This window comes from Streptomyces chartreusis (assembly GCF_008704715.1).
In the GTDB taxonomy this organism is placed as follows: domain Bacteria; phylum Actinomycetota; class Actinomycetes; order Streptomycetales; family Streptomycetaceae; genus Streptomyces; species Streptomyces chartreusis.
This window is the reverse complement of record NZ_CP023689.1, coordinates 6,658,726-6,684,789: the sequence shown is the minus strand read 5'-3', so window position 1 is coordinate 6,684,789 and position 26,064 is coordinate 6,658,726. Positions and strand designations below refer to the sequence as shown.

Annotated in this window: 28 protein-coding genes and 1 pseudogene; 12 read left to right on the top strand and 17 right to left on the bottom strand. The window is 69.1% G+C overall.

The window, feature by feature from the left end; translation table 11 throughout:
• Positions 1–27 precede the first annotated feature (27 nt).
• Entirely contained in the window at positions 28–1,035 is a 1,008-nt protein-coding gene (locus CP983_RS29405) for an aldo/keto reductase (RefSeq protein ID WP_150502840.1), read from the bottom strand.
• A 170-nt stretch (positions 1,036–1,205) separates the two neighbouring features.
• Here CP983_RS29405 and CP983_RS29400 point away from each other — a divergent pair, with 170 nt between their 5' ends.
• On the top strand, positions 1,206–2,252 hold the full coding sequence (locus CP983_RS29400; RefSeq protein WP_150502838.1) for a chitinase: 1,047 nt from the start codon (positions 1,206–1,208) through the stop codon (positions 2,250–2,252).
• Here CP983_RS29400 and CP983_RS29395 read toward each other — a convergent pair.
• The gene (locus CP983_RS29395; RefSeq protein ID WP_150502836.1) at positions 2,230–2,766 is read right to left on the bottom strand and encodes a GNAT family N-acetyltransferase; all 537 of its coding nucleotides are present in this window, start codon (positions 2,764–2,766) and stop codon (positions 2,230–2,232) included. The genes CP983_RS29400 and CP983_RS29395 overlap by 23 nt on opposite strands.
• Positions 2,767–2,792: 26 nt before the next feature.
• Positions 2,793–3,458: a maltokinase N-terminal cap-like domain-containing protein gene (locus CP983_RS29390; protein ID WP_150502834.1), complete on the bottom strand. Its 666-nt coding sequence runs from the start codon at positions 3,456–3,458 to the stop codon at positions 2,793–2,795.
• Positions 3,459–3,632: 174 nt separating this feature from the next.
• Here CP983_RS29390 and CP983_RS45105 point away from each other — a divergent pair.
• Positions 3,633–4,454 (top strand): annotated as a pseudogene (locus CP983_RS45105) (methyltransferase domain-containing protein); the annotation flags it as partial.
• A 342-nt stretch (positions 4,455–4,796) separates the two neighbouring features.
• Here CP983_RS45105 and CP983_RS29380 read toward each other — a convergent pair.
• Positions 4,797–5,408 carry a LysE family translocator gene (locus CP983_RS29380; protein ID WP_107906659.1) on the bottom strand — a complete coding sequence of 204 codons (612 nt, stop codon included), beginning with the start codon at positions 5,406–5,408 and terminating at the stop codon, positions 4,797–4,799.
• A 189-nt stretch (positions 5,409–5,597) separates the two neighbouring features.
• Here CP983_RS29380 and CP983_RS29375 point away from each other — a divergent pair, with 189 nt between their 5' ends.
• On the top strand, positions 5,598–6,707 hold the full coding sequence (locus CP983_RS29375) for an endonuclease/exonuclease/phosphatase family protein (RefSeq protein ID WP_150502832.1): 1,110 nt from the start codon (positions 5,598–5,600) through the stop codon (positions 6,705–6,707).
• Positions 6,708–6,767: 60 nt separating this feature from the next.
• Here CP983_RS29375 and CP983_RS29370 read toward each other — a convergent pair whose 3' ends face one another.
• On the bottom strand, positions 6,768–8,150 hold the full coding sequence (locus tag CP983_RS29370; protein ID WP_107906657.1) for a glycine--tRNA ligase: 1,383 nt from the start codon (positions 8,148–8,150) through the stop codon (positions 6,768–6,770).
• A 162-nt stretch (positions 8,151–8,312) separates the two neighbouring features.
• On the opposite strand from CP983_RS29370, the gene CP983_RS29365 reads away from it, so the two are divergent.
• The 5 genes from CP983_RS29365 to CP983_RS29345 all read left to right on the top strand — a co-directional run bounded on the left by CP983_RS29365 (position 8,313) and on the right by CP983_RS29345 (position 11,981).
• Positions 8,313–9,284, top strand: a complete 972-nt coding sequence (locus CP983_RS29365) for a metal ABC transporter solute-binding protein, Zn/Mn family (protein ID WP_107906656.1) — start codon at positions 8,313–8,315, stop codon at positions 9,282–9,284.
• Positions 9,281–10,072: a metal ABC transporter ATP-binding protein gene (locus CP983_RS29360; RefSeq protein WP_107906655.1), complete on the top strand. Its 792-nt coding sequence runs from the start codon at positions 9,281–9,283 to the stop codon at positions 10,070–10,072. The genes CP983_RS29365 and CP983_RS29360 overlap by 4 nt, the downstream gene beginning before the upstream one ends.
• Entirely contained in the window at positions 10,072–10,974 is a 903-nt protein-coding gene (locus CP983_RS29355; protein WP_093745953.1) for a metal ABC transporter permease, read from the top strand. The genes CP983_RS29360 and CP983_RS29355 overlap by 1 nt, the downstream gene beginning before the upstream one ends.
• Positions 10,975–11,035: 61 nt before the next feature.
• Complete coding sequence (locus tag CP983_RS29350) at positions 11,036–11,452, top strand: Fur family transcriptional regulator (protein WP_107906654.1); 417 nt, start codon at positions 11,036–11,038, stop codon at positions 11,450–11,452.
• 136 nt (positions 11,453–11,588) lie between these two features.
• Positions 11,589–11,981 carry a hypothetical protein gene (locus tag CP983_RS29345; RefSeq protein WP_150502830.1) on the top strand — a complete coding sequence of 131 codons (393 nt, stop codon included), beginning with the start codon at positions 11,589–11,591 and terminating at the stop codon, positions 11,979–11,981.
• Between the two features lie 70 nt (positions 11,982–12,051).
• Here the strand turns inward: CP983_RS29345 and CP983_RS29340 are convergent, their stop codons facing one another.
• Genes CP983_RS29340 through CP983_RS29325 form a run of 5 tightly spaced genes read right to left on the bottom strand, consistent with a single transcriptional unit; the run spans position 12,052 to position 14,676 of the window.
• A complete protein-coding gene (locus CP983_RS29340) occupies positions 12,052–12,891 on the bottom strand; it encodes an isoprenyl transferase (RefSeq protein WP_125526066.1) in 840 nt (279 codons plus the stop codon).
• 17 nt (positions 12,892–12,908) lie between these two features.
• A complete protein-coding gene (recO, locus tag CP983_RS29335; RefSeq protein WP_107906651.1) occupies positions 12,909–13,655 on the bottom strand; it encodes a DNA repair protein RecO in 747 nt (248 codons plus the stop codon).
• Positions 13,652–13,783, bottom strand: a complete 132-nt coding sequence (locus CP983_RS45100) for a hypothetical protein (protein ID WP_327597064.1) — start codon at positions 13,781–13,783, stop codon at positions 13,652–13,654. The genes recO and CP983_RS45100 overlap by 4 nt, the downstream gene beginning before the upstream one ends.
• Positions 13,784–13,809: 26 nt before the next feature.
• The gene (locus tag CP983_RS29330) at positions 13,810–14,430 is read right to left on the bottom strand and encodes a DUF1266 domain-containing protein (RefSeq protein WP_150502828.1); all 621 of its coding nucleotides are present in this window, start codon (positions 14,428–14,430) and stop codon (positions 13,810–13,812) included.
• A gap of 30 nt (positions 14,431–14,460) precedes the next feature.
• Entirely contained in the window at positions 14,461–14,676 is a 216-nt protein-coding gene (locus CP983_RS29325; RefSeq protein WP_107906648.1) for a hypothetical protein, read from the bottom strand.
• Positions 14,677–14,993: 317 nt separating this feature from the next.
• Here CP983_RS29325 and CP983_RS29315 point away from each other — a divergent pair, with 317 nt between their 5' ends.
• Both CP983_RS29315 and CP983_RS29310 read left to right on the top strand, forming a co-directional pair.
• Positions 14,994–15,827, top strand: coding sequence for a helix-turn-helix domain-containing protein (locus CP983_RS29315; RefSeq protein ID WP_150502826.1), 834 nt, complete (start codon positions 14,994–14,996; stop codon positions 15,825–15,827).
• Positions 15,809–16,003 (top strand): DUF397 domain-containing protein, encoded by a 195-nt coding sequence (locus CP983_RS29310; RefSeq protein ID WP_150502824.1) that lies wholly within the window; start codon positions 15,809–15,811, stop codon positions 16,001–16,003. Before CP983_RS29315 ends, CP983_RS29310 begins: the two co-directional genes overlap by 19 nt.
• On the opposite strand, the gene CP983_RS29305 is transcribed toward CP983_RS29310, so the two are convergent.
• The 6 genes from CP983_RS29305 to CP983_RS29280 all read right to left on the bottom strand — a co-directional run bounded on the left by CP983_RS29305 (position 15,987) and on the right by CP983_RS29280 (position 22,567).
• Positions 15,987–16,859 carry a DUF6879 family protein gene (locus tag CP983_RS29305; protein ID WP_229914745.1) on the bottom strand — a complete coding sequence of 291 codons (873 nt, stop codon included), beginning with the start codon at positions 16,857–16,859 and terminating at the stop codon, positions 15,987–15,989. The genes CP983_RS29310 and CP983_RS29305 overlap by 17 nt on opposite strands.
• A 106-nt stretch (positions 16,860–16,965) precedes the next feature.
• Complete coding sequence (locus tag CP983_RS29300) at positions 16,966–17,937, bottom strand: SCO2521 family protein (RefSeq protein ID WP_107906645.1); 972 nt, start codon at positions 17,935–17,937, stop codon at positions 16,966–16,968.
• A gap of 1 nt (position 17,938) precedes the next feature.
• Entirely contained in the window at positions 17,939–18,919 is a 981-nt protein-coding gene (locus CP983_RS29295; RefSeq protein ID WP_125526062.1) for an SCO2522 family protein, read from the bottom strand.
• Positions 18,916–19,833: an SCO2523 family variant P-loop protein gene (locus CP983_RS29290; protein WP_125526061.1), complete on the bottom strand. Its 918-nt coding sequence runs from the start codon at positions 19,831–19,833 to the stop codon at positions 18,916–18,918. The genes CP983_RS29295 and CP983_RS29290 overlap by 4 nt, the downstream gene beginning before the upstream one ends.
• A 3-nt stretch (positions 19,834–19,836) precedes the next feature.
• On the bottom strand, positions 19,837–21,687 hold the full coding sequence (locus tag CP983_RS29285; RefSeq protein ID WP_125526060.1) for an SCO2524 family protein: 1,851 nt from the start codon (positions 21,685–21,687) through the stop codon (positions 19,837–19,839).
• 85 nt (positions 21,688–21,772) lie between these two features.
• On the bottom strand, positions 21,773–22,567 hold the full coding sequence (locus CP983_RS29280) for an SCO2525 family SAM-dependent methyltransferase (protein ID WP_229914746.1): 795 nt from the start codon (positions 22,565–22,567) through the stop codon (positions 21,773–21,775).
• Between the two features lie 267 nt (positions 22,568–22,834).
• Between CP983_RS29280 and CP983_RS29275 the strand changes: the two genes are divergently transcribed.
• Both CP983_RS29275 and CP983_RS29270 read left to right on the top strand, forming a co-directional pair.
• Positions 22,835–23,281 (top strand): GNAT family N-acetyltransferase, encoded by a 447-nt coding sequence (locus tag CP983_RS29275; protein WP_229914747.1) that lies wholly within the window; start codon positions 22,835–22,837, stop codon positions 23,279–23,281.
• A gap of 82 nt (positions 23,282–23,363) precedes the next feature.
• Complete coding sequence (locus CP983_RS29270; RefSeq protein WP_150502820.1) at positions 23,364–24,845, top strand: alpha/beta hydrolase; 1,482 nt, start codon at positions 23,364–23,366, stop codon at positions 24,843–24,845.
• Positions 24,846–24,925: 80 nt separating this feature from the next.
• Here the strand turns inward: CP983_RS29270 and CP983_RS29265 are convergent, their stop codons facing one another.
• Positions 24,926–26,056, bottom strand: coding sequence for an abortive phage infection protein (locus CP983_RS29265; protein WP_150502818.1), 1,131 nt, complete (start codon positions 26,054–26,056; stop codon positions 24,926–24,928).
• Positions 26,057–26,064 lie beyond the last annotated feature (8 nt).

Sequence of the window (26,064 nt, the reverse complement as noted above, 5' to 3'; positions counted from 1 at the left end):
CCTAGACCGTACCTGGCAGGGGCCTGGTCACTTGCTGCCCAGGTGGGCCATCTGCGGGGCCGGGTAGCGGTCGCCCGCCGCGGCGTCCGCCGGGACCGCCCGCTCGATCGCCGCGAGGTCGGCGTGGTCCAGCGTGACGTCCAGCGCGCCCAGCGACTCGGAGAGCCGCTCGCGGGTGCGGGCGCCGACGAGCGGCACGATGTCGTCGCCGCGGGAGAGCACCCAGGCGATGGCGATCTGGGCGACGGAGACGCCCTTCTGCTCGGCGATCTTCCGCAGGGCCTCGACGAGGTCGAGGTTGTGCTGGAGGTTCTCGCCCTGGAAACGGGGTGAGTAAGCCCGGAAGTCGTTGGCGGCGAGCTGCCGGTCGCGGGCGAAGTGGCCGGAGATCAGCCCGCGCGACAGGACGCCGTACGCGGTGATGGCGATGCCCAGTTCACGGGTGGTCGGCAGGACCGACTCCTCGATGCCGCGGGAGATCAGGGAGTACTCGATCTGGAGGTCGGCGATCGGGGCGGTGGCGGCGGCGCGGCGGATGGTGTCGGCGCCGACCTCGCTGAGGCCGACGTGGCGGACGTACCCCTTCTCGATCAGTTCGGAGATCGCGCCGACGGTCTCCTCGATCGGTACGTCGGGGTCGAGCCGGGCGATCCGGTAGACGTCGATGTGGTCGACGCCCAGGCGCTGGAGGGAGTAGGCGGCGAAGTTCTTCACGGCGGCCGGGCGGCCGTCGTAGCCGGACCAGTCGCCGTCCGGGGAGCGCAGGGCGCCGAACTTCACGCTGACCAGGGCCTGTTCGCGCCGGCCGGCGGGTGCGGTGCGCAGGGCCTCGCCGACCAGCATCTCGTTGTGGCCCATGGCGTAGAAGTCGCCGGTGTCGAGCAGTGTCACGCCCGCTTCGAGGGCGGCGTGGACGGTGGCGATCGACTCGGTCCGGTCCGCGTCGCCGTACAGCGCGGACATGCCCATGCAGCCGAGGCCGAGGGCGGAGACCCGGGGGCCGGTGATTCCGAGGGAGCGGGTTTGCATCGTCATGCCTCCACCATGCCCTAACAGCTGACAGATTTCAATATCTGTCATTCCATACCTGTCCGCACGGTTCTCGGCCACCCAATGTGGTCCAGACCTATTGACGAAAGGTCTGGACCACGAGCACTGTCATGCCTACGACATCGCGCGCCCCGACCCCCACCGGGAGGCCCCGTATGCTCCGCCGCGCCCTCAGCCTGCTCACCGCGGCTCTGGCGACCGTCTGTCTCGCCCAGCTCCCCGCCGCGTCCCCCGCGTCAGCCGCCGACACCTGCGCGGTGAAGCCCAAGCCCTCCGGCAAGGTCCTCCAGGGCTACTGGGAGAACTGGGACGGCGCCGCCAACGGCGTCCACCCGCCCTTCGGCTGGACCCCGATCACCGACTCCCGCATGGCCGCGCACGGCTACAACGTGATCAACGCGGCGTTCCCGGTCATCCGCTCCGACGGCACGGCCCTGTGGGAGGACGGCATGGACAGCGGGGTGAAGGTGGCCACCCCCGCGGAGATGTGCGCGGCGAAGGCGTCCGGCCAGACGATCCTGCTGTCCATCGGCGGCGCGACCGCCGGCATCGACCTCAACTCGACGGCCGTCGCGGACAGGTTCGTCGCGACGATCGTGCCGATCCTGAAGAAGTACAACTTCGACGGCATCGACATCGACATCGAGACGGGCCTGGTGGGCAGCGGGAACATCAGCCAGCTCTCCACGTCCCAGGCCAACCTGATCCGCATCATCGACGGGATCCTGGCGCAGATGCCGTCCAACTTCGGCCTGACGATGGCCCCGGAGACGGCGTACGTCACCGGCGGCAGCGTCGTCTACGGCTCGATCTGGGGCGCGTACCTGCCCGTCATCAAGAAGTACGCCGACAACGGCCGCCTGTGGTGGCTGAACATGCAGTACTACAACGGCAGCATGTACGGCTGCTCCGGCGACTCCTACTCGGCGGGCACCGTCGCCGGCTTCACCGCCCAGACGGACTGCCTCAACAAGGGCCTTGTAGTGCAGGGCACCACCATCAAGGTGCCCTACGACAAGCAGGTGCCGGGCCTGCCCGCGCAGTCCGGCGCGGGCGGCGGCTACATGTCACCGTCCCTCGTCGCCCAGGCCTGGCGGCACTACGGCACCTCGCTCAAGGGCCTGATGACCTGGTCGATCAACTGGGACGGCTCGAAGAACTGGACCTTCGGCGACAACGTCAGGTCGTTGCAGGGCCGTTGACGCCGGGGGCACGCAGGTCCCGGACATACCGGTCGAGCAGCGTGCCGTCATCGGTGAATCTCTGCCCGCCGGGCGTGAACCCCGCCCGGCGGGCCACGGCCATGGACGCCGCGTTCCCGGGCTCCACCTGGATCACGGCCTCCTTGCTGCCCACGCCGGCCGCGTACCGGCAGACCAGGAGGACGGCGCGGGTGGCCAGGCCGCGTCCCCGCCACGCCGGATAGAGGCCGTAGGCGACATTGACCTGGCCGCGGGTGAGGCCCTCCGCAGCGAAGCGCAGGTCGATCGTGCCCGCGAGCGTCCCGTCGGCGCCCGCGCGGATGCCGAAGGCGCGCAGCGTGCCGGACGTCGCCCACTGTTCCGCGCAGTGCCGGATGTAGGCGTCGACGCCCTCGCGCGTGCCGGGGCCGCCGCTGAGCCAGCGGACCAACTGCTCGTCCTCGCCCGCGAGATGGGCCTCGGCGTCGGCGGTGCGCAGCGGGGACAGGGTGATCACCCCGTCGGACAGTTCCATCTCACGCAGCCTCGGGACGCCTGCCCTCAGCCCCGCCCGTCGGTGTACAGGGCGGCGAACAGGCCCCGCGCACGGGTGCCGTCGGGCAGCTGCCAGGCGCCGCCGACATGGCCGGAGGCTCCCTCGGGCTGCAGCGGGGCACCCTGCGGGGCGGGCCGCAGGACGCGGTGCAGCCGCAGGGTCGTGCCGTCCGGCGCGGCCAGCAGGGTGCCGCTCGCCGAGTCCTCGACGACCGGGGCTGCGACCTGTCCCGGCCCGAGGCCCGCACCGGCGTGGGAGCGGGTGACCTCCCGGTCGACGGCGTCGGTGACGCTCTGCGCCTGAGCCTCGGCCCGCCCCTCGATCAGCGCCCACAACCGGTCGACCAGCACCGGGTCGTGGCAGCCGTCGTAGGCCCAGCGCGGCCCGAGCACCCCGTGCTCCATGGTGCCGACCAGGGCGTGCTCGGCGCCTTCGAGAGGAGCGCCGCGATAGGTCAGCGGAACCAGATAGCCGACCGTCTCGGGACCGGAGTCGTCCGTCACCACCATGAACTCGATCCCGACCTCGCCCTCCGGGTCGTCCAGCCGGAAGCCACCGGCCTTGACCGGCCGGGGTTCACCGGCACCGACGTACCACGGGCGGGTGGGCAGCCACGCGGTGAGCAGTTCCAGCTTCGTCGGCTTGAGGGTGGTGTGGTGAATGATGGCCATGCCGCAGGCTCTCACGGAAACCCGACCGACTGGTACGCTTTTGCGATCATGATGACGACGTACTTCTTCCCCCTCCGCTAGCCGCTCCGTCGGCACGACGCGGAACACCCCGGCGCCGGCGATGCGGGACGGTCCTCCACCGTCCCGGGCTTCGACGTGGGAGAAGACAGCATCATGCGCACACCGCGCGTGTTCCTGGTGGCCCGGTGCGTACGCGGACTGGAATCCGCCCTCGGCACCGAGATTCTGCGGACGCACTCCGCGACCATCGACCGGATCGGCCACCGCGAGGTGGGCTTCCGGGTGACCGGCGACGACATCGCCCCTCGGCTCCGCACCGCCGACGATGTCCTCCTGTCGGCCCACCGCCGGCCGGACATCGGCCCGCACAAGAGCGACCTGCCCGAACTGGCCGCCCTGGCCCGCGAGTTCGACCTGGCGGACCTGGCCCGCGACCGCCGGGCCCTGGGCGGCCCGTCCGGCTTCGGCGACGGCATCGAGATCTCGGCGTCCTTCCTGGGCCGCAGGACGTACAACCGCTACGACATCGAGGACACCGTCGGCCGGGTGCTGGCCGAGCGGGCGGGACTGCCGTACCACTCGCGCCGGCACGGTGCGGCACCCCCGCCCGGCCACAGCGGCTGGCGGCTGACCCTGGACGGCACCGACGCCACCCTGCTGCTGCGTCTGGGCCGGCGCCCCGCGCACCGGCGCGCCTACAAGAACGCGACGATCCCGGGCACCCTGCACCCGCCGGTCGCCGCCGCCATGGCCCAGGCGGCCGAACTACGCCCTGGACAGCGGGTGTTGGACCCATGCTGCGGCGCGGGCACGCTGCTGATCGAGGCCCATCACACGGCGCCGGGCACCACCCTGCTCGGCTTCGACCTCGATCCGGCCGCGCGCCGGGCGGCCCGGGAGAACGCCGGCCCGCTGCCGGTCACGGTCCGGCGCGGCGACGCCGGGGCCCTCCCCCTCGCCGACCGCAGCGTGGACCGCGTGCTGTGCAACCCGCCGTGGGGCGCGCAGGTCGACGCGGCCGGCCGCCTCGCCGGGCATCCGGAGCGCTGGTGGCACGAACTCGCCAGGGTCCTGACCGGACGAGGGCCGCGCGGTCGCACTCCTGCCGGACCCGAGCAGCCTCGCTCACGCCCTGACGGTCGGCCTGTCCCCGGTCCACGTCCAACGCCTCAGCCTGTTCGGCAGCCGACCGCTCCTGATCCACCTGGAACGCCGACACCACCAACGCCGGGCCCCTGCACGCCTGAGGGGCGCGGGGAACTGCGCGACCAGCCCCCACGGCGCCGCAGCCGAACAACGGCGCGCCCGGCGGAGCCCCTAGCGGGCGGTGACCGCCAGCTTCGCGCCCAGTGCCAGGAACGACCCGGCGAAGGTCCGCCGCAGCCACGTCATCACCCGGGGCCGGGAGGTGACGTGGCTGCGCACGGAGGCCGCGAGGACGCCGTACGCCGCGAAGACCACGAACGTCGCCGCCATGAACACCCCGCTGAGCACGAGCATGCGGGGCAGCGCGTTCGCCTCCGCCGGGTCCACGAACTGCGGCAGGAAGGCGAAGAAGAACATCGTGAGCTTCGGATTGAGGATGTTGATCAGCACGCCCCGCACGATCACCCGCCCCACGGACAGCGGCGCGGGCTCTTCGTCCACCACGAGGGCGTCCTTGTCCCTGACCGTCGCCCACGCCATGTACAGCAGATAGGCGACGCCCGCGAACTTCAGCACCTGAAAAGCGGTCGCACTCGCGTGCAGCAGCGCGGCGACGCCGGTGATCGTGGCCACCATGTGCGGCACGATCCCGAGGGTGCAGCCGAACGCGGCGACGACACTCGCCCGCCGCCCACGGGACAGAGCGGCGGCGAGCGTGTAGACGACACCGGTACCGGGAGTCGCGACGACGACGAGGGTGGTGAGCAGAAAGGCGAGACTCATACGGACCAGCCTGCCGGGCCCACCGCGGAGCCGTACAAGGCCAATCGCCCACCCGGTTCCGGGACCAATCACCGCTCCGTTCGACACGGTTGGGCGATGGCCGGAGAATCGAAGTGTCGGGCGAGCAGCCCCCGGTGGCGCCTGCCCCCGGCTCCGTGGACGGCCCTGCGCCACCGCAGAGGAGGCGCCATGACCATTCGTATCGCCACCTTCAACGCGGAGAACCTCTTCCGCCGCCCCAAGGCCCTCGGCATCCCCGATGTCGAACGCCGGCGCCGCATCCTGGCCGACTTCGCCGAGTTGGTGTCGCTGCTGGACCTGGCCAGGTACGAGCGGGACGAGAAGCTGCGGATCGCCGAACTCGTCCAGAAGCACCGGGCCTACGAGACGAACCCGAAGAACCCTCCGCCGATCTTCGTCAACCAGACCCGTATCGGCGGAGCCAAGCTCTTCCAGACCTTCGGAGAGCCGGGCAGCGCCGACTTCGAGGTACGGGTCGTCGCCAACGGCCGTGGAAACTGGACGGGTTGGGCCGAACTCGTGCGGGAGGACCTGGGCGGGGACGCCGTGAAGAACACCGGCCGGGTGGTCGCCGAGGTCAACGCCGACATCCTGCTGATGGTCGAGGTGGAGGACCGGCTCACCCTGCAACGCTTCAACGAGCAGATCCTCGACGGGGCCCTGAAGATGAAGCCGTACCCGTACAGCATGCTGATCGACGGCAACGACATCCGCGGTATCGACATCGGAGTCCTGAGCCGCCACCCGATCACCTCGATACGGCCGCACCTCTTCGAGCGCCACGACAACCGGCCGTTGTTCAGCCGGGACTGCCCCGAGTTCGAGATCGATCTCGGCGGAGAGAAGCCCTTGTGGCTGCTCGGCAACCACCTCAAGAGCAAGAGCTCGGACGACCCGGCACTGCGACTGGCCCAGGCCCGGCGGGTGGCGGAGATCTACCAGGCCGCCCTGAAGCGCTCGCCGCAGGTCGTGGTCGCCGGAGACCTCAACGACTCCCCCGACAGCGAACCCGCCCAAGCGCTCCTTACGACCGGCCTTCAGGACGCGATGAGTCACCCGGCCTACCGGGGACTGCCCGGCACCTTCGGGGACTGCGACTCACCACGCCGCAAGATCGACTACCTGCTCATGTCGCCGCAGGTGTTCAGCGGCGTACAGCACGTCGCCCTGGAGACGCGCGGAATCCACGCCGAGGGCATCAAGTCCTTCGACACCGTGAAGTCGAGCGCCGACGCCGCCTCCGATCACGCCGCTCTCTACGCCGATCTGGACCTGTGAACGACAATTCCCCGCGCCCTTCGTGGGGCGCGGGGAACCGTGCGGCGATCGTGGTGCGGGTTAGCAGCCGATGAGGCGGCTGGCCAGGTAGCCCTCGATCTGGTCCAGGGAGATGCGTTCCTGCTTCATGGAGTCACGCTCACGCACCGTCACCGCGTTGTCCTCGAGCGTGTCGAAGTCGACCGTCACGCAGTACGGCGTACCGATCTCGTCCTGACGGCGGTAGCGGCGGCCGATCGCGCCCGCGTCGTCGAACTCGATGTTCCAGTTCTGCCGCAGCGCCTGGGCGAGGCCCTTGGCCTTCGGGGAGAGCTCGGGGTTGCGGGAGAGCGGGAGCACCGCGACCTTCACCGGCGCCAGGCGGTGGTCGAGGCGCAGCACCGTGCGCTTCTCCATCTTGCCCTTGGCGTTCGGCGCCTCGTCCTCGACGTAGGCGTCGAGCAGGAACGCCAGCATCGCGCGGCCGACACCGGCGGCCGGCTCGATGACGTACGGCGTCCAGCGCTCCTGGGCCTCCTGGTCGTAGTAGAAGAGGTCGTGACCGGAGGCCTTGGAGTGGGCGTTCAGGTCGTAGTCGGTGCGGTTGGCGACGCCCTCCAGCTCGCCCCACTCGTTGCCGCCGAACTGGAAGCGGTACTCGATGTCAGCGGTGCGCTTGGAGTAGTGGGAGAGCTTCTCCTTCGGGTGCTCGTACCACCGCATGTTCTCCTCGCGCATACCCAGGCCGGTGTACCAGTTCCAGCGCTGCTCCATCCAGTACTCCTGCCACTTCTCGTCCTCGCCCGGCTTGACGAAGAACTCCATCTCCATCTGCTCGAACTCGCGGGTGCGGAAGATGAAGTTGCCGGGCGTGATCTCGTTGCGGAAGGACTTGCCCATCTGGGCGATGCCGAACGGCGGCTTCTTGCGCGAAGCGGTCTGCACCTGGGCGAAGTTGGTGAAGATGCCCTGGGCGGTCTCGGGGCGCAGGTAGGCGACGGAGCCGGAGTCCTGCGTCGGGCCGAGGTGGGTGGAGAGAAGACCCGAGAACTGCTTGGGCTCGGTGAACTGGCCCTTGTTGCCGCAGTTCGGGCAGTTGATGTCCGCGAGGCCGTTCTCCGGGAGGTGGCCCTTCTTGGCCTCGTACGCCTCCTCCAGGTGGTCCGCGCGGAACCGCTTGTGGCAGGAGGTGCACTCGGTGAGCGGGTCCGTGAAGGTGGCGACGTGGCCGGAGGCGACCCAGACCTCGGGCGCCAGGATCACGGACGAGTCGAGCCCGACGACGTCCTCGCGCGACGTCACCATGTAGCGCCACCACTGGCGCTTGAGGTTCTCCTTGAGCTCGACACCCAGCGGCCCGTAGTCCCAGGCGGCCTTCTGGCCGCCGTAGATCTCACTACAAGGGAAAACGAAGCCACGGCGCTTGCTCAGGCTGACGATGGTGTCGATCTTGTCGGCGGCCACGGTGCTCTCTTCATTACGACGACGGGCGACGAAGCGAGGCGCTTCACAGCGAATGCTTCAGGGTACCGGCGGGCACTCCCCCTCAATCAAATCGGTAGCCCTCTGTGGACGGCCGCTCACGCTTGTTGACAACCGTTTCCAACTTCGCTGAAAATGACTGTCATGAACGTACGACGACCTCACATATCCGGGATCGCCCTCGCGGCCGTCACCGCAGTCGGTATCGGCACCCTGACGGCCTGCTCCTCGGACAGCGCCGCCGCGGGCAACACGGACAAGTTCGACGTCGTCGCGTCGTTCTACCCCATGGCCTTCCTCGCCGAGCAGATCGGCAAGGACCATGTGAAGGTCACCAGCCTCACCGAGCCCGGCCAGGAGCCGCACGACCTGGAGATCAGCGCCCGGCAGCGGGCCCAGCTGGAGGACTCCGACGCGGCCCTCTACCTCAAGGGCCTGCAGCCCTCGGTGGACGAGGCCATCGGCCAGTCCGGCCTCGACACGAAGATCGACGCCGCCACCCTCACGAAGCTGGAGGACCACGGCGACGTCGAGCACGACCACGAGGGCGAGGAGGCCCACTCCGAGGAATCGCACTCCGAGGAGGAGGGGCACGCCCTCGACCCGCACGTCTGGCTCGACCCGGTGAAGTACGCCGAGATCGCCAAGGGCGTCGGCACGGCCTTCGAGAAGGCGGACCCCGACCACGCGGCCGACTACAAGAAGAACACCGAGGCCCTGGTCAAGAGGCTCGGCGCGCTGAACACCGAGTTCGCGGACGGCCTGAAGGACACCCGCTCCAAGGTCTTCTTCACCAACCACTCCGCCTTCGGCTACCTCGCCGAGCGCTACGGCCTGACGCAGGAGGCCATCACCGGCGTCGACCCGGACAGCGAGCCGAGTCCGGCCCGGATGAAGGAGCTCCAGAAGGAGGCCGGGGCGGACGGTGTGACCACCGTGTTCTACGAGACACTCGTGTCCGACAAGACCGCGAAGACCCTCGCCGACGACGCCGGCCTGAAGACGGACGTGCTCGATCCGCTGGAGGGCATCACCGACAAGTCCAGGGGCGACGACTACTTCGGGGTCATGGAGGCCAACCTCGCGGCCCTGAAGACCGCCCTGGGAGCCAAATGATCGACCCTACGGAGGACGGCATGACCGAGCCCGTCATTTCGCTGCGCGGCGTCCGCGCCGAGCTGGGCTCGCGCCCCGTCCTGCGCGGCATCGACCTCACCGTGCACCGCGGTGAGGTCGTCGCCCTGCTCGGCGCCAACGGCTCCGGCAAGTCGACGGCCGTGCGCAGCGTCATCGGCCAGGTGCCGGTCAGCGCCGGCGAGATCGAGCTGTTCGGCACCGCGCGGGCCCGGTTCCGCGACTGGGCGCGGGTGGGCTACGTCCCGCAGCGCACGACGGCCGCCGGCGGGGTGCCCGCCACGGTCGGCGAGGTCGTCTCCTCGGGCCGCCTGTCCCGCACCCGCTTCGGCGTCTTCCGCAAGGCCGACCACGCGGCCGTACGGCACGCCCTGGAGCTGGTCGGCATGGCGGACCGGGTGAAGGACTCCGTGAACGCCCTGTCCGGCGGCCAGCACCAGCGGGTGCTCATCGCCCGCGCGCTGGCCTCCGAACCCGAGCTGCTGATCATGGACGAACCGATGGCGGGCGTGGACCTGGCCAGCCAGGAAGTGCTCGCGCACACGCTCACCGAGCAGGTCGCGGGCGGTGCGACGGTCCTGCTCGTGCTGCACGAGCTGGGGCCCCTGGAGCCCTTGATCGACCGGGCGGTCGTCCTGCGCGACGGCTGCGTCATGCACGACGGACCGCCCCCGAAGGCGCTCGGCCAGCACGCGCTGCCCGGCCACGACCACGTACACCCGCACGCGGCTCACGACGCCGAACCGATCCGGACGGGACTGCTGAGCTGATGGACTTCCTGAACTACGAATTCATGCAGCGGGCGCTGCTCGCCGCCGTCCTGGTCGGCATCACGGCCCCCGCCGTCGGCATCTACCTCGTCCAGCGCCGCCAGGCCCTGATGGGCGACGGCATCGGCCATGTGGCGATGACCGGCGTCGGCCTCGGCTTCCTGCTGTCCTGGTCGCCGGTGTGGATGGCGACGCTGGTGTCGGTGCTCGGCGCGGTGCTGATGGAGCTGATCCGCTGGTACGGCCGCACCCGCGGCGACATCGCCCTCGCGATGCTCTTCTACGGCGGCATGGCCGGTGGCGTGATGCTGATCAACCTCGCGCCGAACGGCTCCAACGCGAACCTGACGTCGTACCTCTTCGGTTCGCTGTCCACGGTGAGCGAGTCGGACGTGACGGCGATCATCCTGCTCGCCGCCTTCGTGGTGCTCGTCACGCTCGGGCTGCGCCGCCAGCTGTTCGCGGTGAGCCAGGACGAGGAGTTCGCGAGGGTCACCGGCCTTCCGGTGCGCGCCCTGAACCTGCTGACTGCGATCACCGCGGCGGTGACCGTGACGGTCGCCATGCGCGTGGTCGGGCTGCTGCTGGTGAGCGCGCTGATGGTGGTGCCGGTGGCGGCGGCGCAGCAGCTGACGCGCAGCTTCGCGGCGACGTTCGCCATCGCCGTGGCGATCGGCATCACGGTGACCATCGGCGGCACCGTGACCTCGTACTACCAGGACGTGCCGCCCGGCGCGACGATCGTGCTGCTGACCATCGGCGCGTTCATCGCGCTGACCGCGCTGGCGACCCCGCTGGCCCGGCGCAGGGCCCGTGCCCTGGCGGCGGCACAACCTTCCGGAGACCCGGCGGAGTGCGCGATTCCGGCCAGCAGGGAGAGCGACGGGAAGGTGAGCGTCTGACCGCGCTCAGCCGGGGCTGGCACAATGGCCCGGCAAGGCGCAGACGTGAGGAGGCAAACCGGTGACGACCGCTGGACCGCCCGTGAAGGGCCGCGCGACGCGGCAGCGGGCCGCTGTGGCGGCGGCCCTGGACGAGGTCGACGAGTTCCGCAGCGCGCAGGAGCTCCACGACATGCTCAAGCACAAGGGCGACTCGGTCGGCCTCACCACGGTCTACCGCACCCTCCAGTCCCTCGCCGACGCCGGCGAGGTCGACGTCCTGCGCACCTCCGACGGCGAGTCGGTCTACCGCCGCTGCTCGACCGGCGAGCACCACCACCATCTCGTCTGCCGTGTCTGCGGCAAGGCGGTCGAGGTCGAGGGCCCGGCCGTGGAGAAGTGGGCCGACGCGATCGCGGCCGAACACGGCTATGTGAACGTGGCGCACACGGTTGAGATCTTCGGCACATGTGCGGAGTGCGCAGCCGCCAACGGCTGAGGTAAATCAGGCCAGTTGGCCAAAAGATAGACCCCTTGTGATCCCTTCGTGATCTTGTGTTCATATGATCATTACGGCTCCTGCGACCACAGGAGCCGCACAGATCACAGGGGAGAACAACTTGAGACTGGGACGTATGGCAGGTGTGGCCGCCGCGAGCGCCGCGCTCGTGCTGGCTGTCGCGAACACCGCCTCCGCCGCCGACCACACCATGCACACGGGGGACGCCTGGGGCAACGTGCCCGGCGTCGACTGGAGCGGCACCGGCTTCTTCAACGAGTACGGTGACGTTGTCACGATCAAGGACAACGACGCCGACGGCCGTGGTGTCACGATGAACGTGTACATCGGCAGCCCGGACGGCAACCCGCGCTACTCCTTCACCGTCGGTGGCGAGGGCAACACCGCCACCAAGAAGGCCAGCATGGGCGGCAAGTACGACCTGCCGGAGAACACCCGCATCGGCTTCAAGTTCTGCCGCGCGCCCGACGGCGAGTGCAAGGACTACACGTTCCTGAACGACCACTAAGGTCGGCCGGAACCGCGAACGGCCCCGCTCCACTTCGGTGGAGCGGGGCCGTTCCCGTATGCGCCGGAGGTCAGCTCTCCTCGGTGCGGCCTTCCATGGCGAGCAGTTCCTCGTTCGGGATCGCGCCGCCGAACCGGCGGTCGCGGGAGGCGAACTCCACGCAGGCGCGCCACAGGTCACGCCGGTCGAAGTCCGGCCACAGCACGTCCTGGAAGACCATCTCGGCGTAAGCGCTCTGCCAGAGAAGGTAGTTGGAGGTGCGCTGCTCACCGCTGGGGCGCAGGAACAGGTCCACGTCCGGCATGTCCGGGTAGTAGAGGTACTTCGCGAAGGTCTTCTCGTTGACCTTGGACGGGTCCAGCCGCCCGGCCCGTACGTCCTCGGCGAGGGCCTGCGCGGCGTCCGCGATCTCGGCCCGGCCGCCGTAGTTCATGCAGAAGTACAAGGTCAGCCTGTCGTTGTCCTTGGTCTGCTCCTGGGAGATCTCCAGCTCCTTGGCGACCGACTTCCACAGCTTGGGCATCCGCCCGACCCACCGCACCCGGATCCCCAGCTCGTCGAGCTGGTCCCGGGTCTTGCGGATGAAGTCGCGGTTGAAGTTCATCAGGAAGCGCACCTCGTCGGGCGAGCGCTTCCAGTTCTCGGTGGAGAAGGCGTACAGCGAGATCGCGCCCACGCCCATCTCGACGGCGCCCTGGAGGACGTCCAGCACCCGTTCGGCACCGACCTTGTGGCCCTCGGTGCGCGGCAGCCCGCGCTCCTTGGCCCAGCGGCCGTTCCCGTCCATGACGATCGCCACATGCTTCGGGATCAGCTCGCCCGGGAGCTTCGGCGCCCGGGCGCCGGACGGGTGCGGCTCCGGCGTGCTGTACTCGCGTCGCCGGCGCCCGAGGAACCCACTTACCGCCATGTGCTTGTCGTCTCCCTCTACTTTTCCACGTACCGAAGCGAACGCAGCCCGCGCTCCATGTGCCAGTGCAGATAGGCCGACACCAGCCCGCTGCCCTCCCGGACGTACCGCGGCTCGCAGGCGTCCGCGGTCCCCCAGTCTCCCGTCAGCAGCGCCCCGAGCAGTTCCAGGGTCTGCGGCGACGGTACGACGCTACCGGGCACCCGGCAGTCGACACAGACCGAGCCCCCGGAGGAGACCGAGAAGAAGCGGTTCGGTCCGGGCATGCCGCACTTCGCACAGTCGCTGAAGGTCGGGGCGTAGCCGTTCACGGCGAGGGACCGCAGCAGGAAGGCGTCGAGAACGAGGTGCGGGGCGTGCTCGCCGCGGGACAGCGTGCGCAGGGCCCCGACCAGCAGCAGATACTGCTGCACCGCCGGCTCGCCCTCGTGGTCGGTGAACCGCTCGGCGGTCTCCAGCATTGCCGTGCCGGCGGTGTAGCGGGCGTAGTCGCTGACGATCCCGCTGCCGTACGGGGCGATGGTCTCGCTCTGGGTGCACAGCGGCAGACCGCGCCCGATCAGCTCGCTCCCCCGCGCGAAGAACTGCACGTCGACATGGGAGAAGGGTTCGAGCCGGGCACCGAACTTGGACTTCGTGCGCCGCACACCCCGCGCCACGGCCCGCACCCGCCCGTGCCCGCGGGTGAGCAGCGTGATGATCCGGTCCGCCTCACCCAGCTTCTGGGTGCGCAGCACGATGCCGTCGTCGCGGAACAGGCTCATCGCAGGCCTCCGCGGGGCTCCGGCCGGGGGTCCGGGGGTTGTCCCCCGGGTAGGCACAGCATGATCCGGTCCGCCTCACCCAGCTTCTGGGTGCGCAGCACGATGCCGTCGTCGCGGAACAGACTCATGGGTTCATTCTCGCGTACGGCAGGGGTCAGCGGGTGCGGTCGGGGTGGCTTATGGCCTCCCAGGGGGCCTGATTCCACGGGCTGGCGCGGTTCTCCGGGTCCAGCAGGGCCCTCAGATGCTCGTCGGCGATCGCCTGCGACGCCGGCAGATCGGAGTCCGCCGCGTCCCGCAGTCCGGCCCGCCACACCTGCCGGCCCAGCAGATAGTGATCGGCGTACTCCTGCCAGGAGGCGTACTGCCTCACCACCGTCGGCACGATGTTCTTCAGCGCGGTCCAGGCGTCGGCCTCGCCGATCAGCCCGCACGCGAAGCCCCGGCGCGTGATGTCGACGTACAGCGCCGCGTCCCAGGCCAGCGGGGAGACACCAATCTGCTGGTACGCCCGCGCCCGGTAGCCGCTGCGGGACAGGTCGTCGAGCCGGCCGACCAGGGCCTCACGCGAGGTGATCTCCCACTGGTCGGCCAACCAGCTCCGGGCGCTGTCGTCGTCGATCCGCACATACGGGTACAGCGTCGTCCGCGAGGCGCTCCTGTCCCGGCTCACCGGCGCGCTCAGCGACACCATCCACAGCTGGTGCGTGGTGAGCGGCACGGGGTAGCGGCGGGCCGCCTTCACACGACGCCTTCTCCATCTCCACAAGGCCATGCCGCCGCACCCTATGCGCACCCGCCTACGTCAAGGAACCTCACCCCTGCTGCGTGCGTTCGCGTACGCCGTCGCGGCCCGCAGCCGCTCGGCGGGCGTCGCATTGCGTACGACCCCCGGCTCCACGTCCCATTCCTTGCCGCCGCCGTACGGTCTCAGCTGCACATACGGTCCCTCGTGTCCCATCACGATCCCGATCCGACCCGAACGAGTGTCGATCACGTACGACCCGATGGGTGGCTTCATCGCAGCACCGCGACGAGGCGCCTCGCGGTCTCCACGGAACAACGGCCCAATTCGACGAGCGGGCACGGAGCTTCACGCGCAAGACTCGCCGGATCGATCCGGAGTGTCGGGAGCGTAATTCCTGCCTTCTCCAGCGCCGCCCGCAATTCCTTCACTACTTCCTCCGCTTCTTCGACGCAGCGCGCCGAGTGTCGTGCCGTCACCTGACTCCCCTCGAATTCGGGTTTCACCCTTTCCATCTCCATGGTGACCTGCGACGCCTACACTCGGCAGGAGTCTGTGCCCTACAAGTGCAGGGCAGTGCAAGGGGGTTGGCCATGGCCAACGGTTCGCGTCAGGCGGCCTGGGAGTTCTTCGGGGCGGAGCTGAAACGGCGCCGGGAGAACGCGGGTATCACTCAGGTGGAACTGGGTTCCCGGGTATTTGTCTCCGGTGGATACATCGGCCAGTTCGAACAGGCAATTCGAAAGCCGCAATTGGATGTGGCTCAGCGGATTGACGAGTCCCTGCAAACCGACGGTATTTTCGAGCGGATGTGGCGGCAGCTCATCAATGACAAGCGGTACGCCGACTACTTCGCCGAGGTCGTGCAGTTGGAGCGGCAAGCGACGAAGATCTGCGAGTTCGCGCCCTCGGTAGTGCCGGGTCTGTTGCAGACGTCGGTATACGCCGAGGCGATCACCCTCGCGGCCAACCCGTTCGTCACCGACGAGTACATCAGGGAGAAGGTCACAGCTCGCCTGGAGCGGGCGGGCATCCTCAAGGACGCCACAAGGCCCGAGTACTGGGTGGTCCTCCACGAGAACGCGCTGCGCATCCCGGTGGGTGGCCCGGCGGCGATGGCCGAGCAGCTTGACCACATCGCGCGGCTGATGCGCAAGCGCACGGTGTGGGTGATGGTGGTCCCGTACACAGCTGGAGCACACGCGTCGATGACCGGTGACCTGCGGCTCATGGAATTCGAGGACGCCCCGCCAGTCGCCTATACAGAGACGTCGTTTTCGGGGACGTTGCTGGACGATCCGGCTGTGGTGAAGCGGGCACACCGCGCATACGATCTACTCAGGGGCGCCGCAGTGTCGCCGTCGGCATCCCTGGCCCTGATCGAATCGACTGCTGAGGACTACAGACGATGCGCGAGTACGACCTGAGCAACGCCAGCTGGTACAAGAGCAGTTACAGCAACGGCGAGGGCGGCAACTGCGTCGAGGTAGCCGACGGAGTCCCCGGCGTCATCCCTGTCCGAGACTCCAAACTGGCCTCGGACAGCCCCGTACTCCTCGTTCCCGCTCACGCCTGGGACAGGTTCCTCACGTGTCTGAGGTGACCCGCGGAGCCGTCTGCTGACGTTCCGCCTCCGCCCACAGCTCGGTGAACTGGGTGATGTGGTCCTCGATGTGGTCCGGCTCGGTGCTCAGCAGCGTGCTGTCCGGGTTGTTCTCCTGGTCCGGCTTGGTCTCGTGGCAGAGCTCCCCGTCGAAGACGATGAAGTCGCTCACCCTCGGGTTGGACTGCATCAGCGACCGCACCGCGATACGCGCGTCGATGCCCCGCCGGCGATGGCTCTCGCACAGCGCTCTGAGTTCCGACGTGACCTCGTCGGGGTCCCGCACGATGAACAGCCGCCGGATCTCCACGCCGCGCCGCTTGATCGCCTTCTCCTGCGCGGCGAGGTACCGCTCGGCCGGCCCGCTGTTCCAGAACTCCCGGTCCACCGAGGTGCTGGTGGCGTCGAGGGTCATCTTCACGCAGTCGGTGATGTCGATCAGCCATTCGTGGTTCTCGCCGGGGCAGTCCGCGCTGCCGCTGCCGAGACCCTCCATCATCTTGGCCAGCCGGCCGAGCTCCTTCTCCGCGAAGGCCTGCACGATGTCGCCGCCCTGCTCACGGACCTTGGTGTAGCCGAGGACCAGCCGGGTCACCTCGTCCGACCGCAGCACCGAACCGTCGACCTGGCTGAACAGCGTCGTCGCGGCGAGGATCTCGTTGAAGCGGGTGTCGACCTTCTCGAACCGCTCGCCGAAGTCGATGAGGTACTGCACTATCAGCGCCGCGCTGCCGATGACGATGGACGCCACCCACTGCCAGATGTTGCCGTCGTCCTCGCTGAGAATGCTGGTGAGCAGGAAGGCCCCGCCCGCCGCTCCGGCCGTGATCAGGATCCGCCAGAACATCTTCGGCATCCGCTGTTCCTGTCGCGGTACCGCGTGTCCGTTACTTCCTGCTCCTAACGATGACGCTCCACTCATCTCTCATCCCCCGTCGGGTGTTTCTTTCCGGTACTGCCCCTCAGCGTGTGCTCAGCGCCTGGTGGGGCGTGGCCACGGCCTGGAGGGCCAGTCGATCTCGGATGCGCCGGCTCAGGTTCTCCCACTGGCGGGAGAAGCCCGGTTTCTCTTCCAGCACGTCCCACAAATGACCCAGCGCCGGGTCCACGTGCGCTCGCGGCATCCACAGATGCAGCAGATGTACGACGACCGGTTGCAGCGTCTCGACCACGGAGGGCCCGTCCGCCGCACCGAGCCGGCTGTTGTCAAGCATGTGCTGAACAGTCGTCAAAAGCCAGTCGTGCAGGGCGAGATCTTCGCAAATGCCCGCCGCGGATGCCGCCGGAATGTGCTCCGGCAGCCGTAGCTCCATGGTCCGCAGCCCGCCCTCGGCGAGGGTGAAGTTCACCAGGGCCGCCCGCTCCCCGTCGGAGGTGCGCCGGGCGACCCAACGCAGCCTCGTCGGGCTGGACTTGAACGGCACCCGGCGGTCGAGGAGCGGATGGCGGCGCAGCTCGGCCAGCAGGCCCTCGGCGATCATCCCGAGGTCGAGCTCACCGCGCCGTGCGCCCTGCAACACGCCCTCGGCGGTCGCCTGTTGGGGCAGCTTGCCGAAGGGCTCGACCAGACCGGGGCGGACCAGATACTGCCCCCAGGGGCGGCGCATGTCGGGGCCGGACGCCGGGAGGCTGAAGTACGCCGTCGACTGCAGGAGCCGGCCCTCGGTCAGTGACGCGCGGGCGGCGACCGTACCGACGGCCCGGACCTTGGAGCCGTTGGAGGCGGGCAGCCGGCAGTCCACACCGGTCAGGACCTCGGGCGACAGGGCGTACATGGACGGCCGTTCGGAGACCCGGACGTGTTCGTCGGCCCGCAGCCTGAGCAGCTGGGCGGCGGCCCGGCCGTCCATGGCCTGATGGGACGGCAGCAGACAGGTGCGCACCTCGCCGCAGGCGAGGACCGAGCGCGCGGGTTGTCCGAAGGCCGCCGTCATCTCAGGTCCCCTCAGCCTCGGAGGAGTCGCCGGGCTCCTCGTAGAAGACGTAGGTGGCGCGCTGTGCGACCGCCGCGGGAACCGGCATCCCCTCGCCCGCGGACCGCTCGGCGACCTGCTGGAGCGCACCGGCGTCGACGTCTATCTGGTCCAGGATGAGCCGTACGGCGTCCTCCACGGCGAGGAAGCGGTTCGGCATCAGGGTGCAGGTGCGGTACGCGCTGAAGGCCGCCTTGGTGTCGGTGAGCCTGATCAGCGGCGGGAGCCGGTCCCAGTCCTGGGGGAAGTCCGCGCCCTCCCACTGGGCCGGCAGCAGCACGGGCTCGCCGAGGTGCCGTAACAGGCCGAGCCGGGCGAGCTGCCAGACGGCTGCCAGGAAAGGGCAGGACCACAGCCGCTTGCCGTCCTTCTCGGACCAGAGCTCCACGTCCATGAAGATGGAGTGGTTGCGGGCCGCGGTCTCCTGGGGTGCCGCCCAGCCCTTGACCGCGCCCAGGGCGCTGCGTGAAGTCGACGGTGTGCGCTGGCCGTTGGCGAGCCAGCCGCTGTGGCTCACCGAGGGGCGGGAGCCGTAGCTGCCGGGCGGCGGCGACTCGACGAGGCGGTGCATGACCGATTCCGCGAGCTCGATGCGCTCGGCGACCGCGCACGCCGACTCGCGGGCGAGGTAGTCGATGACCAGGCCCGCCTTCTCGGCCTCCTTGAGCACCATCGGGATCAGCTCGGCCGGGGTGGAGAAGCGCGTGAAGTAGTCGTCGATCAGGAAGCAGGTGCTGATCCGGGGCCGCTTGCTGCGGCGGGCCGCCGAGGCGCGCACGGCGTCCACCCAGATCCGCACCTCGGCGAAGTGCTCGGCCAGCCGCTTGGGGCCCGCCTCGAAGTCCTCCATGTACAGGTGGCCCAGCTCGAGCGACAGGTGGGCCAGCGGAACGGACTGGGTGCGCCGCTCCGCGGTGGTCTCCTGGAACACGGCTTCGGTCACACCTGCTCCCAGTACTTGTCGTCGGTCAGGCGGCCGGCGAGCTGGCTGAGCGCCTGCCAGGTCTCCTGGTTGGCGATCTGGCTGTCGAGCACGTCCTCGTCGGTGATGAGCTGCTCACGCCACTGGAGGACCGGTTCGAGCGGTACCGAGCCGAGGACCTGGCTGTAGCCGATGCCGTGCGTGGAGGCGAGCTGCTTGAGGTCGCCGTCGGTCTTGCGCATCCAGGCGGACTGGGTGGGCGAGACCTGCGACCACAGCGGCGACTCGGGGTCGGGTACGGCGGCCCGCACGAAGCGGATCGAGTTGCGCAGCGCGTCCTCGCCGTGGCCGCGCTCGACCCCGCCGGCGACGATGCCGCGCTTGCCGAACACCAGGCTGGCCGCGGCTCCGACATGCTGGCGGGTCCAGCGGTGGAAGACCAGCCAGCGGGCGGTGACCTCGCTCATCTCGGTCTGTGCGGTGGCCTCCAGGACCATGTCGACGGCGTAGGAGCGGCCGGCGCTGAGGTCGACGATCACCAGGTCGAACTCGTAGTACAGCGTCATCAGCAGGTCGACGCAGCGGCGCAGGTTGTCGTCGCTGGTGGCGAACTCGCCGCCGCTGACGTCACCCGGCATCAGCACAAGGCGTCCGCTGCCCGGCGGCGGGAACCGCAGTACCTGGTGTTCCGTCTCGGCCCACACGTCGATCCGGGCCGGTTCGCTGACCTCTCCTATGAGGTAGGCGTGCAGTCCGCGGTCCTCGGTGGCCTGACGGGCGTCACCCACGTCGAAGACGGCCGCCGCGGTGGGTGAGCCGAAGTCGAAGTCCAGGTAGCAGACGTCGTCCCCGGCCATGGCGCGGTGGTAGGCGAGGTTGGCGCTCGTGACGGAGCGGCCCGTGCCTCCTTTGTCGGAGGCGGCGAAGATCAGCACGGTTCACACTCCCCGGTCCGCGGCTTCGCGGGCGCGGGCGAGCGAGTCGAGCTGTCCCAGCACGTCGAGCGTCAACGCGTAGGCGGTACCCGGCTGTTCGTCCACGAGGCTGCGGGCCCGGCGCAGCTTGACCTCGATGTTCCTGAGCTGCATGCCGTGCCGGCCGGCGTCCGAGGGCGCGGGTTCCATCTGTTCGTTGCCCAGCAGGTGCGCGGACTCACTGAGCAACGCCCTTGCGAGGTCGGTCAGTTCGAGGCTGCGGATCGGGGGCTGCCGGTACATGGCGTGGGCCTGCACCATGACCTCGGTGACACGCTCGGTGATGCTCCATGACACCGGTACGCGCCGTTTGTGGATCTCCGCCTCGGGATACGCGGCGTGGACGTTGTCCCACAGGCCGGCGCCCTCGCCATCCCGGATACGCCGGCGCCACATGTGGTCGAAGATGTCCTCGGAGAGCCGCAGCAGCCGGTCGTGCGAGCCGAGGTTGCGGGACAGGGTGCACAGCTGGACGGTCCGCTTCAGCAGCTGGGCCGAGAAGTCGGTCATGGCCCAGGTCATGGGCGGTCCGAGCCGCTCGCTGCCCTGCAACGGCAGGGCGACGCCGACGTTGTGCAGCTCGTGCACCATCGGGTCGTCGCGGGTCATACGGCTGGTGATGCGGCCGCGCTCGGCGAGGCGCTCCATGATGCCGACGGTACGGGTGAGGTCGTCGTCGGTGGCCCGGCGGCGCATCAGGTCGTGCACGAGGATGGCGGCGACGGAGAGGGAGAAGTACTCGGACTCCAGCTTCTGTCCCGTCGTACGCCAGGGGATGTCCTCCAGGGGCCAGCGGTCGTCGTCGAAGCGGGCGATGCGGGACCAGTACTGCTGGGTCAGTTCCCACCGCAGGCGGAGCGCCTCGGCGAGCCGCTGCTGTTCGTTGTTGAGCAGGCCGAGGGTCAGGGTGCGGTCGGAGAAGAGGTCCTGGATACCGTCGAGGGCGACCACGGTGAAGTACAGGTACGGCACCGAGTTGGCGACGCCCTCGGGCTGCGGTCCGACCGGTTCCGTCGTCTCGACCTCGGGCGAGTCCTTGACCATGGTCCAGGCCCAGCCGCACTCGAACAGCTGGTTCTCGTCCTTGAGGCCCTCCTGGACGTCGATGCCGAGGTACACGCTCTCGACGATCGCCGCGCGTAGCGCGCGGAACCGGCTCTGGAACATGTTCAGCACCTGGCGCTGCGACAGCCGTCCCTGGCCGAGGAGTTCGGTGAGCGTGCGGCCCTGCGAGGAGTCGGTGTCGAAGACGTTGACGACGAAGGAGCGCAGCAGGCTCACCATGGCGGCGGTCAGCCGGTTGCTGGTGGCCTGGCGCAGCTCGGCGATGGTGTCCCGGACGTCGCTGCGCCGGGTTCTGGTCTCGTAGATCTTGAGGAAGCCGAGGGTCGCCAGGCACAGGGTGATCGACATGGAGAAGGAGTCGACCACGCCCAACTGGCGTTGTTCCTCGGTGACTTCCTTCTTCTTGTCCGCCGAGCCGAAGTAGTAGCCGCCGGCGAAGGTGGGCCGCTTGTCGTCACCGGTGTGGGTGCGCATGAAGTCGGCGGCGGCGCTCACGAGATTGGCCGGGATGTCCAGCCGTCCGCCGGCCTTCTTCAGGACCTGCTGCACGTCCTCCTGTGTGGTGTCGGGGTCGTCCAGCCGGAACGCGGGGATCTCGGTTGCCGGGTACAGCAGGCAGAGCAGCCGCTCGGCGTCGGCCACACTGCTCTCTCCGCCCCATTCGCCCCATTCCCACTCTCCCCCGTCGAAAGAGTGGCGAGCGATTCCCTGCCAGATGTCCAGCAGATGCTGGCGTGGCTTGATCTGCATCCCATGCCCCTCACACAGGCCGCCCTGCCATCAGTTGAGGAATATCCCTCTTCTGTTGTGAAGATTCACTGTGAAAATTCACCGATCAGTCGATCGGAATGATCGAGTCCGAATTGCTGCGCCACCCGTAGGCGACGATCATTCCGGAATACCCGTCCCGCACTTCGGCCGCGGATTCGAGCCGTTGGACCTTGAAGTCGCCCGCGAATGTCTCAAGGCTCGCGCGCACCTCGGATTCTCCCACGTCACAGGCCGGGAAGAAATGCTCACCGGCGTGATAGCCCTTGGAATGTTCCATGAAGGCCGCCGCGAAGGGCGCGCCGGGGGCCAGGGCGCGCATGAAACGCTCGACGCCGAGGCGGAACTCCTGGTGGAGTGTGGTCATGGACTCGGCGACGAAGAACATGGTCCCCATGGACCACTGCCGCTCGTACCGCGCGAGGTCGAAGAGGTCGCCCTGCTCGACCGAGACGACCTTGCTGAACCGCTCACGCGGGTCCGCACCAAGGGAGTTGTACGCCTCGTGCTTGCACAGGGCGCTCCAGAACTGGTCCCAGTTGGGGCCGTAGGACTGGATCTGGCTTCTGAGGTAGCCGACGTTGGCGGGCGAGCGCTCGAAGAGCGTGATCTCGTCGCACCACGGCATCATGGACAGGGCGGGATAGAGATTGGCGCCGGCACCCACATCGATACCGGAGACGGGGCCGCTGCCCCGCTTCCGGAAATGATCGCCGAAATGATCCCGCAGCATATGCAGGATCTCCGCGTCCTCTGCCTGTAAGTCGCGGTAGTTGTGATCAACGTAGGCGATCGGGTCGAATGCCGCCCAGCGCACCTCAGCGTTCTTCAACTGGACGCCCCCCGACGATCTCTGGGTCATTCACTCACGGTACCAAATGAAGGCGCACTGGGAGCGCGTCGAGGCATAAGCATCTCGCACTCTTGAACCTCTGGATTGCCCTGCTCAAGATGGGCGGATCTCCAACTGAGCGCCTGAAACGGCGGGCAACGGGTGCTCACCCGCACGAGTGACACCATTCCATCACATAGGGGGCAGTTGATGGCTGTACCGGAGGAACGTTTCCCTCTTCTGGGTCGCCGCGCTGATCAGGCGTTTCTCGCCGACAGCAGCGATCGGCCGCTGACCATGAGGGGCGTCACCGATACGGACCTGCCCGAACTCCTCCGTGTCGACCGGGAGGTCTTCCCCGAGGATCCATACCCGTACTTCGTGCTGCGCCAGCACATCGACGTGCACGGCGACCGGATCCTGGTCCTCGACGACGGGGAGTACCTGCACGGCTATGTCCTCTTCGTGACCACGTCGGACGGCTATGTGTGCTGGGTGCTGAGCCTGGCTGTCAGCGCCGACCAGCGCGGGCGGGGGCTGGGCAAACGGCTGATGCTGGAGGTGCTGCGGCAGCTGCGCAGGGAGCGGGTGCACGAGGTGCGGCTGACCGTCGAGCCGACCAACGCGGCGGCGATCACGCTGTACCGCACCCTGGGGTTCGGCACCGACGGCGGCGTGCACCGGGACTATCTGGGCCCCGGGGAGGACCGGATCATCATGGTGCTGGGGTTGGGTTCCGCGTAGGACGGGCCGGGGGTAATCCCCAGGGAAGATCCGGGAGTTGGCCGGATGTGACGCTCCGTCACGGTCCGTCAGGCTGCTGTGCATGAAGCAGATCACGAAGAGTGCCGCCCTGATCGCCGCCGCCTCCGGAGTCGTCTTCGGACTCGTCACCCCGCTCACCGCGTCCGCCACCGGCGCGCCCGCGCCGCTGAAGTGGACCGAGTGCGAGGGTGACGGGCTCGACCCGCGCCAGGAGTGCACGACCGTGTCCGTACCGATGGACTACGCCGACCCCGGCGGCCCGAAGATCGACATCGCCGTGTCCCGGATCCGGAGCGAGAACCCGTCCGCCCGCCGCGGCGCGCTGCTGATGATCCCCGGCGGGCCGGGCGGCGACAGCCTCGCCCATCCGTCCGACAAGGGGAAGCTGATGCCCCGCCAGGTGCGGGACGCCTACGACCTGATCGGGTTCGCACCGCGCGGCAACGCGCCCTCCACGTCGGTCAGTTGTGACGTCGGATCCGGCGATCTGTCCGCGACCAGCCTGCTGCCCTGGCCCGCGCCCGACGGCTCCGTCACCGAGAACATGGCGATGGGCCGGCGCCTCGGGGACGCCTGCGCCCGCAACGGCGGTGAGCTGATGAAGCACATCAGCACGCTCAACAACGCCCGGGACATCGACAGCATCCGGGCCGCCCTCGGCGAGCGCAAGCTGTCCGCCTGGGGCGTCTCGTACGGCACCTATGTCGGCGCCGCCTACGCCGAGCTGTTCCCGCGGCGCACCGACCGGATCGTGCTGGACAGCAGCGACAACCCAGACCCCGTGCAGGCGGAGCGCGCCTGGCTGCGGGCGTTCGAGGTGGGAGTCGAGGACAACTTCCCCGAGTTCGCCAAGTGGGCTTCCCGGCCCGGCAATCCGGACCGGGTCGCGGACACCCCGGCCCAGGTGCGCTCCCGCTTCCTCGCCCTCGCCGCCCGGCTGGACCGTGAGCCTCTCCCGTGGCCGGGTGCGAACCCGGCGGAGCTGAACGGCAACGTGCTGCGTCAGACCATGCTGTCGAGCATGTACGACCCCGACGACTATCCGGTGCTGGCGAAGCTGATGCTGGCCGCCGAGAGCGGGACACTGCCGGCCGCTGCGCCGCGTCCGCCGGAGTCCGCGCTCCAGAACTACCTGGCGGTCGGCGCCGGGACGATCTGCAACGACGTGGCGTGGCCCGAGTCGGCGGCCGTGTACGAGAAGGGGGTCGCCGAGAGCCGGGCGAAGTACCCGCTCACCGCGGGTATGCCGCGCAACGCCCTGCCGTGCACCGCGTGGCCGTGGGAGCCGCGGGAGGCGCCGGTGCGGGTGACCGACCGGGGGCCGTCGAATGTGCTGATGATCCAGAACGAGCGGGATGTGGCCACGCCGCTCAGTGGGGCGATTCGCTTGCGCGAGGCGTTGGGCAGGAGGGCCGTCATGGTCACCGTGAACTCCACGGGGCATGACGCCTATCTGGAGAACGGCAACGCTTGTGGGGACGCTGCGGTGTCCCGGTACCTTGTGACGGGGAAGCGGCCGGGGAAGGACCTGTACTGCGAATGAGGGTCGTCGGTCGGGTGCGGCGCCGTTGTGGCTGGTCGCGCCCGCGCGGCGGAGCCGCATATCGATACAGCCCCGCGCCCCTAGGGATGCTGTGCGTAACGGTGTGACAAGGCTCGGTAGGCCTCCTTCGGTTCCCAGTGCCACTTCGAGTTCGGGTCGTTCGGGTGCTTCCTGATCGGCTTGGTGATGGCGTAGCTCGCCAGGTCCAGGTCGTAGCGGGGGTTGTCGGCGCGGTGGGGGGCGTCGGGGGTGACGAACTCGAAGGCCATCGCCGCGTAGAGGTCCATCGACTCGAAGACGTCCAGCAGATCGACGAGGTAGGCGGCCTGTGTGCGCTCACTGCGCACCGGGTCGCCCTTGATCTCGTTCGGCTCCTTCGTGTAGTCGACGATGTTCCAGCCCATGCCGGCTGTCTCGGGGGCGCCGACGTAGGCGCACGTGCCGAACTCGGTGATCGCCAGGGGCTTGCCCCAGCGCAGGTATCGGCGCAGTTCGCGGACGTGGTCGGAAGGGTCGCGGAAGTAGGAGTAGTAGTCGATGCCGATGATGTCGAAGAGGCGCCAGTCGACCGGCTCGAACTCCTCGTCCTGGGCGGCGGCGTAGCTGAGGCGGCCGTGGAAGACGGAGCGGCCCACCGCCGCTGCCTTCGCGGTGAAGCGGGCCAGGCGGCGCTGCATCCGCGCCATGTCGACGTTGCCCTTCTGAAGGTTCTCGACGCGGTCCAGGACCGTCTCGCCCGGGATGATCCCCGGCACGAACAGCCAGAACTCGCAGCCCACGCTGAAGTCGACGCTCGCGCCCTGCCGGCGCAGCCGCTCCGCGAACCGGCCGCACTCGGTGATCGAGTCCAGGATCTCCCGCTCCGGGACGTCCCCGAGGGTCGGCTGGAGCCAGACGTGCAGCCCGCGTTCGGCGGCCTCGGCGGCCGTGGCGGTGAGGCGGTCGACGCCGTCGCCGGTGACGTCGAGCGTGTCGGCGTGCAGGTCGTCACGGATGAGGCGGACGTCCCGGCGCATCCGCGCGGCGCTCCAGGCCGTGCCGGGCGTCTCCCCCGCGCCGACGGTGTAGACGACCCCCCGGTGCTTCAGGCCCCGCCGCTTCCGGGGGGCCGCGACGGCCTGCCCCGCCGGCAGCGCCGCCGCGCCCGCCAGTCCCGCAGCCGCCGTCCCCGCGAGAAACCGTGCCCTGCTGATGCCCTTGGTGTTCTCCATACGGCCAC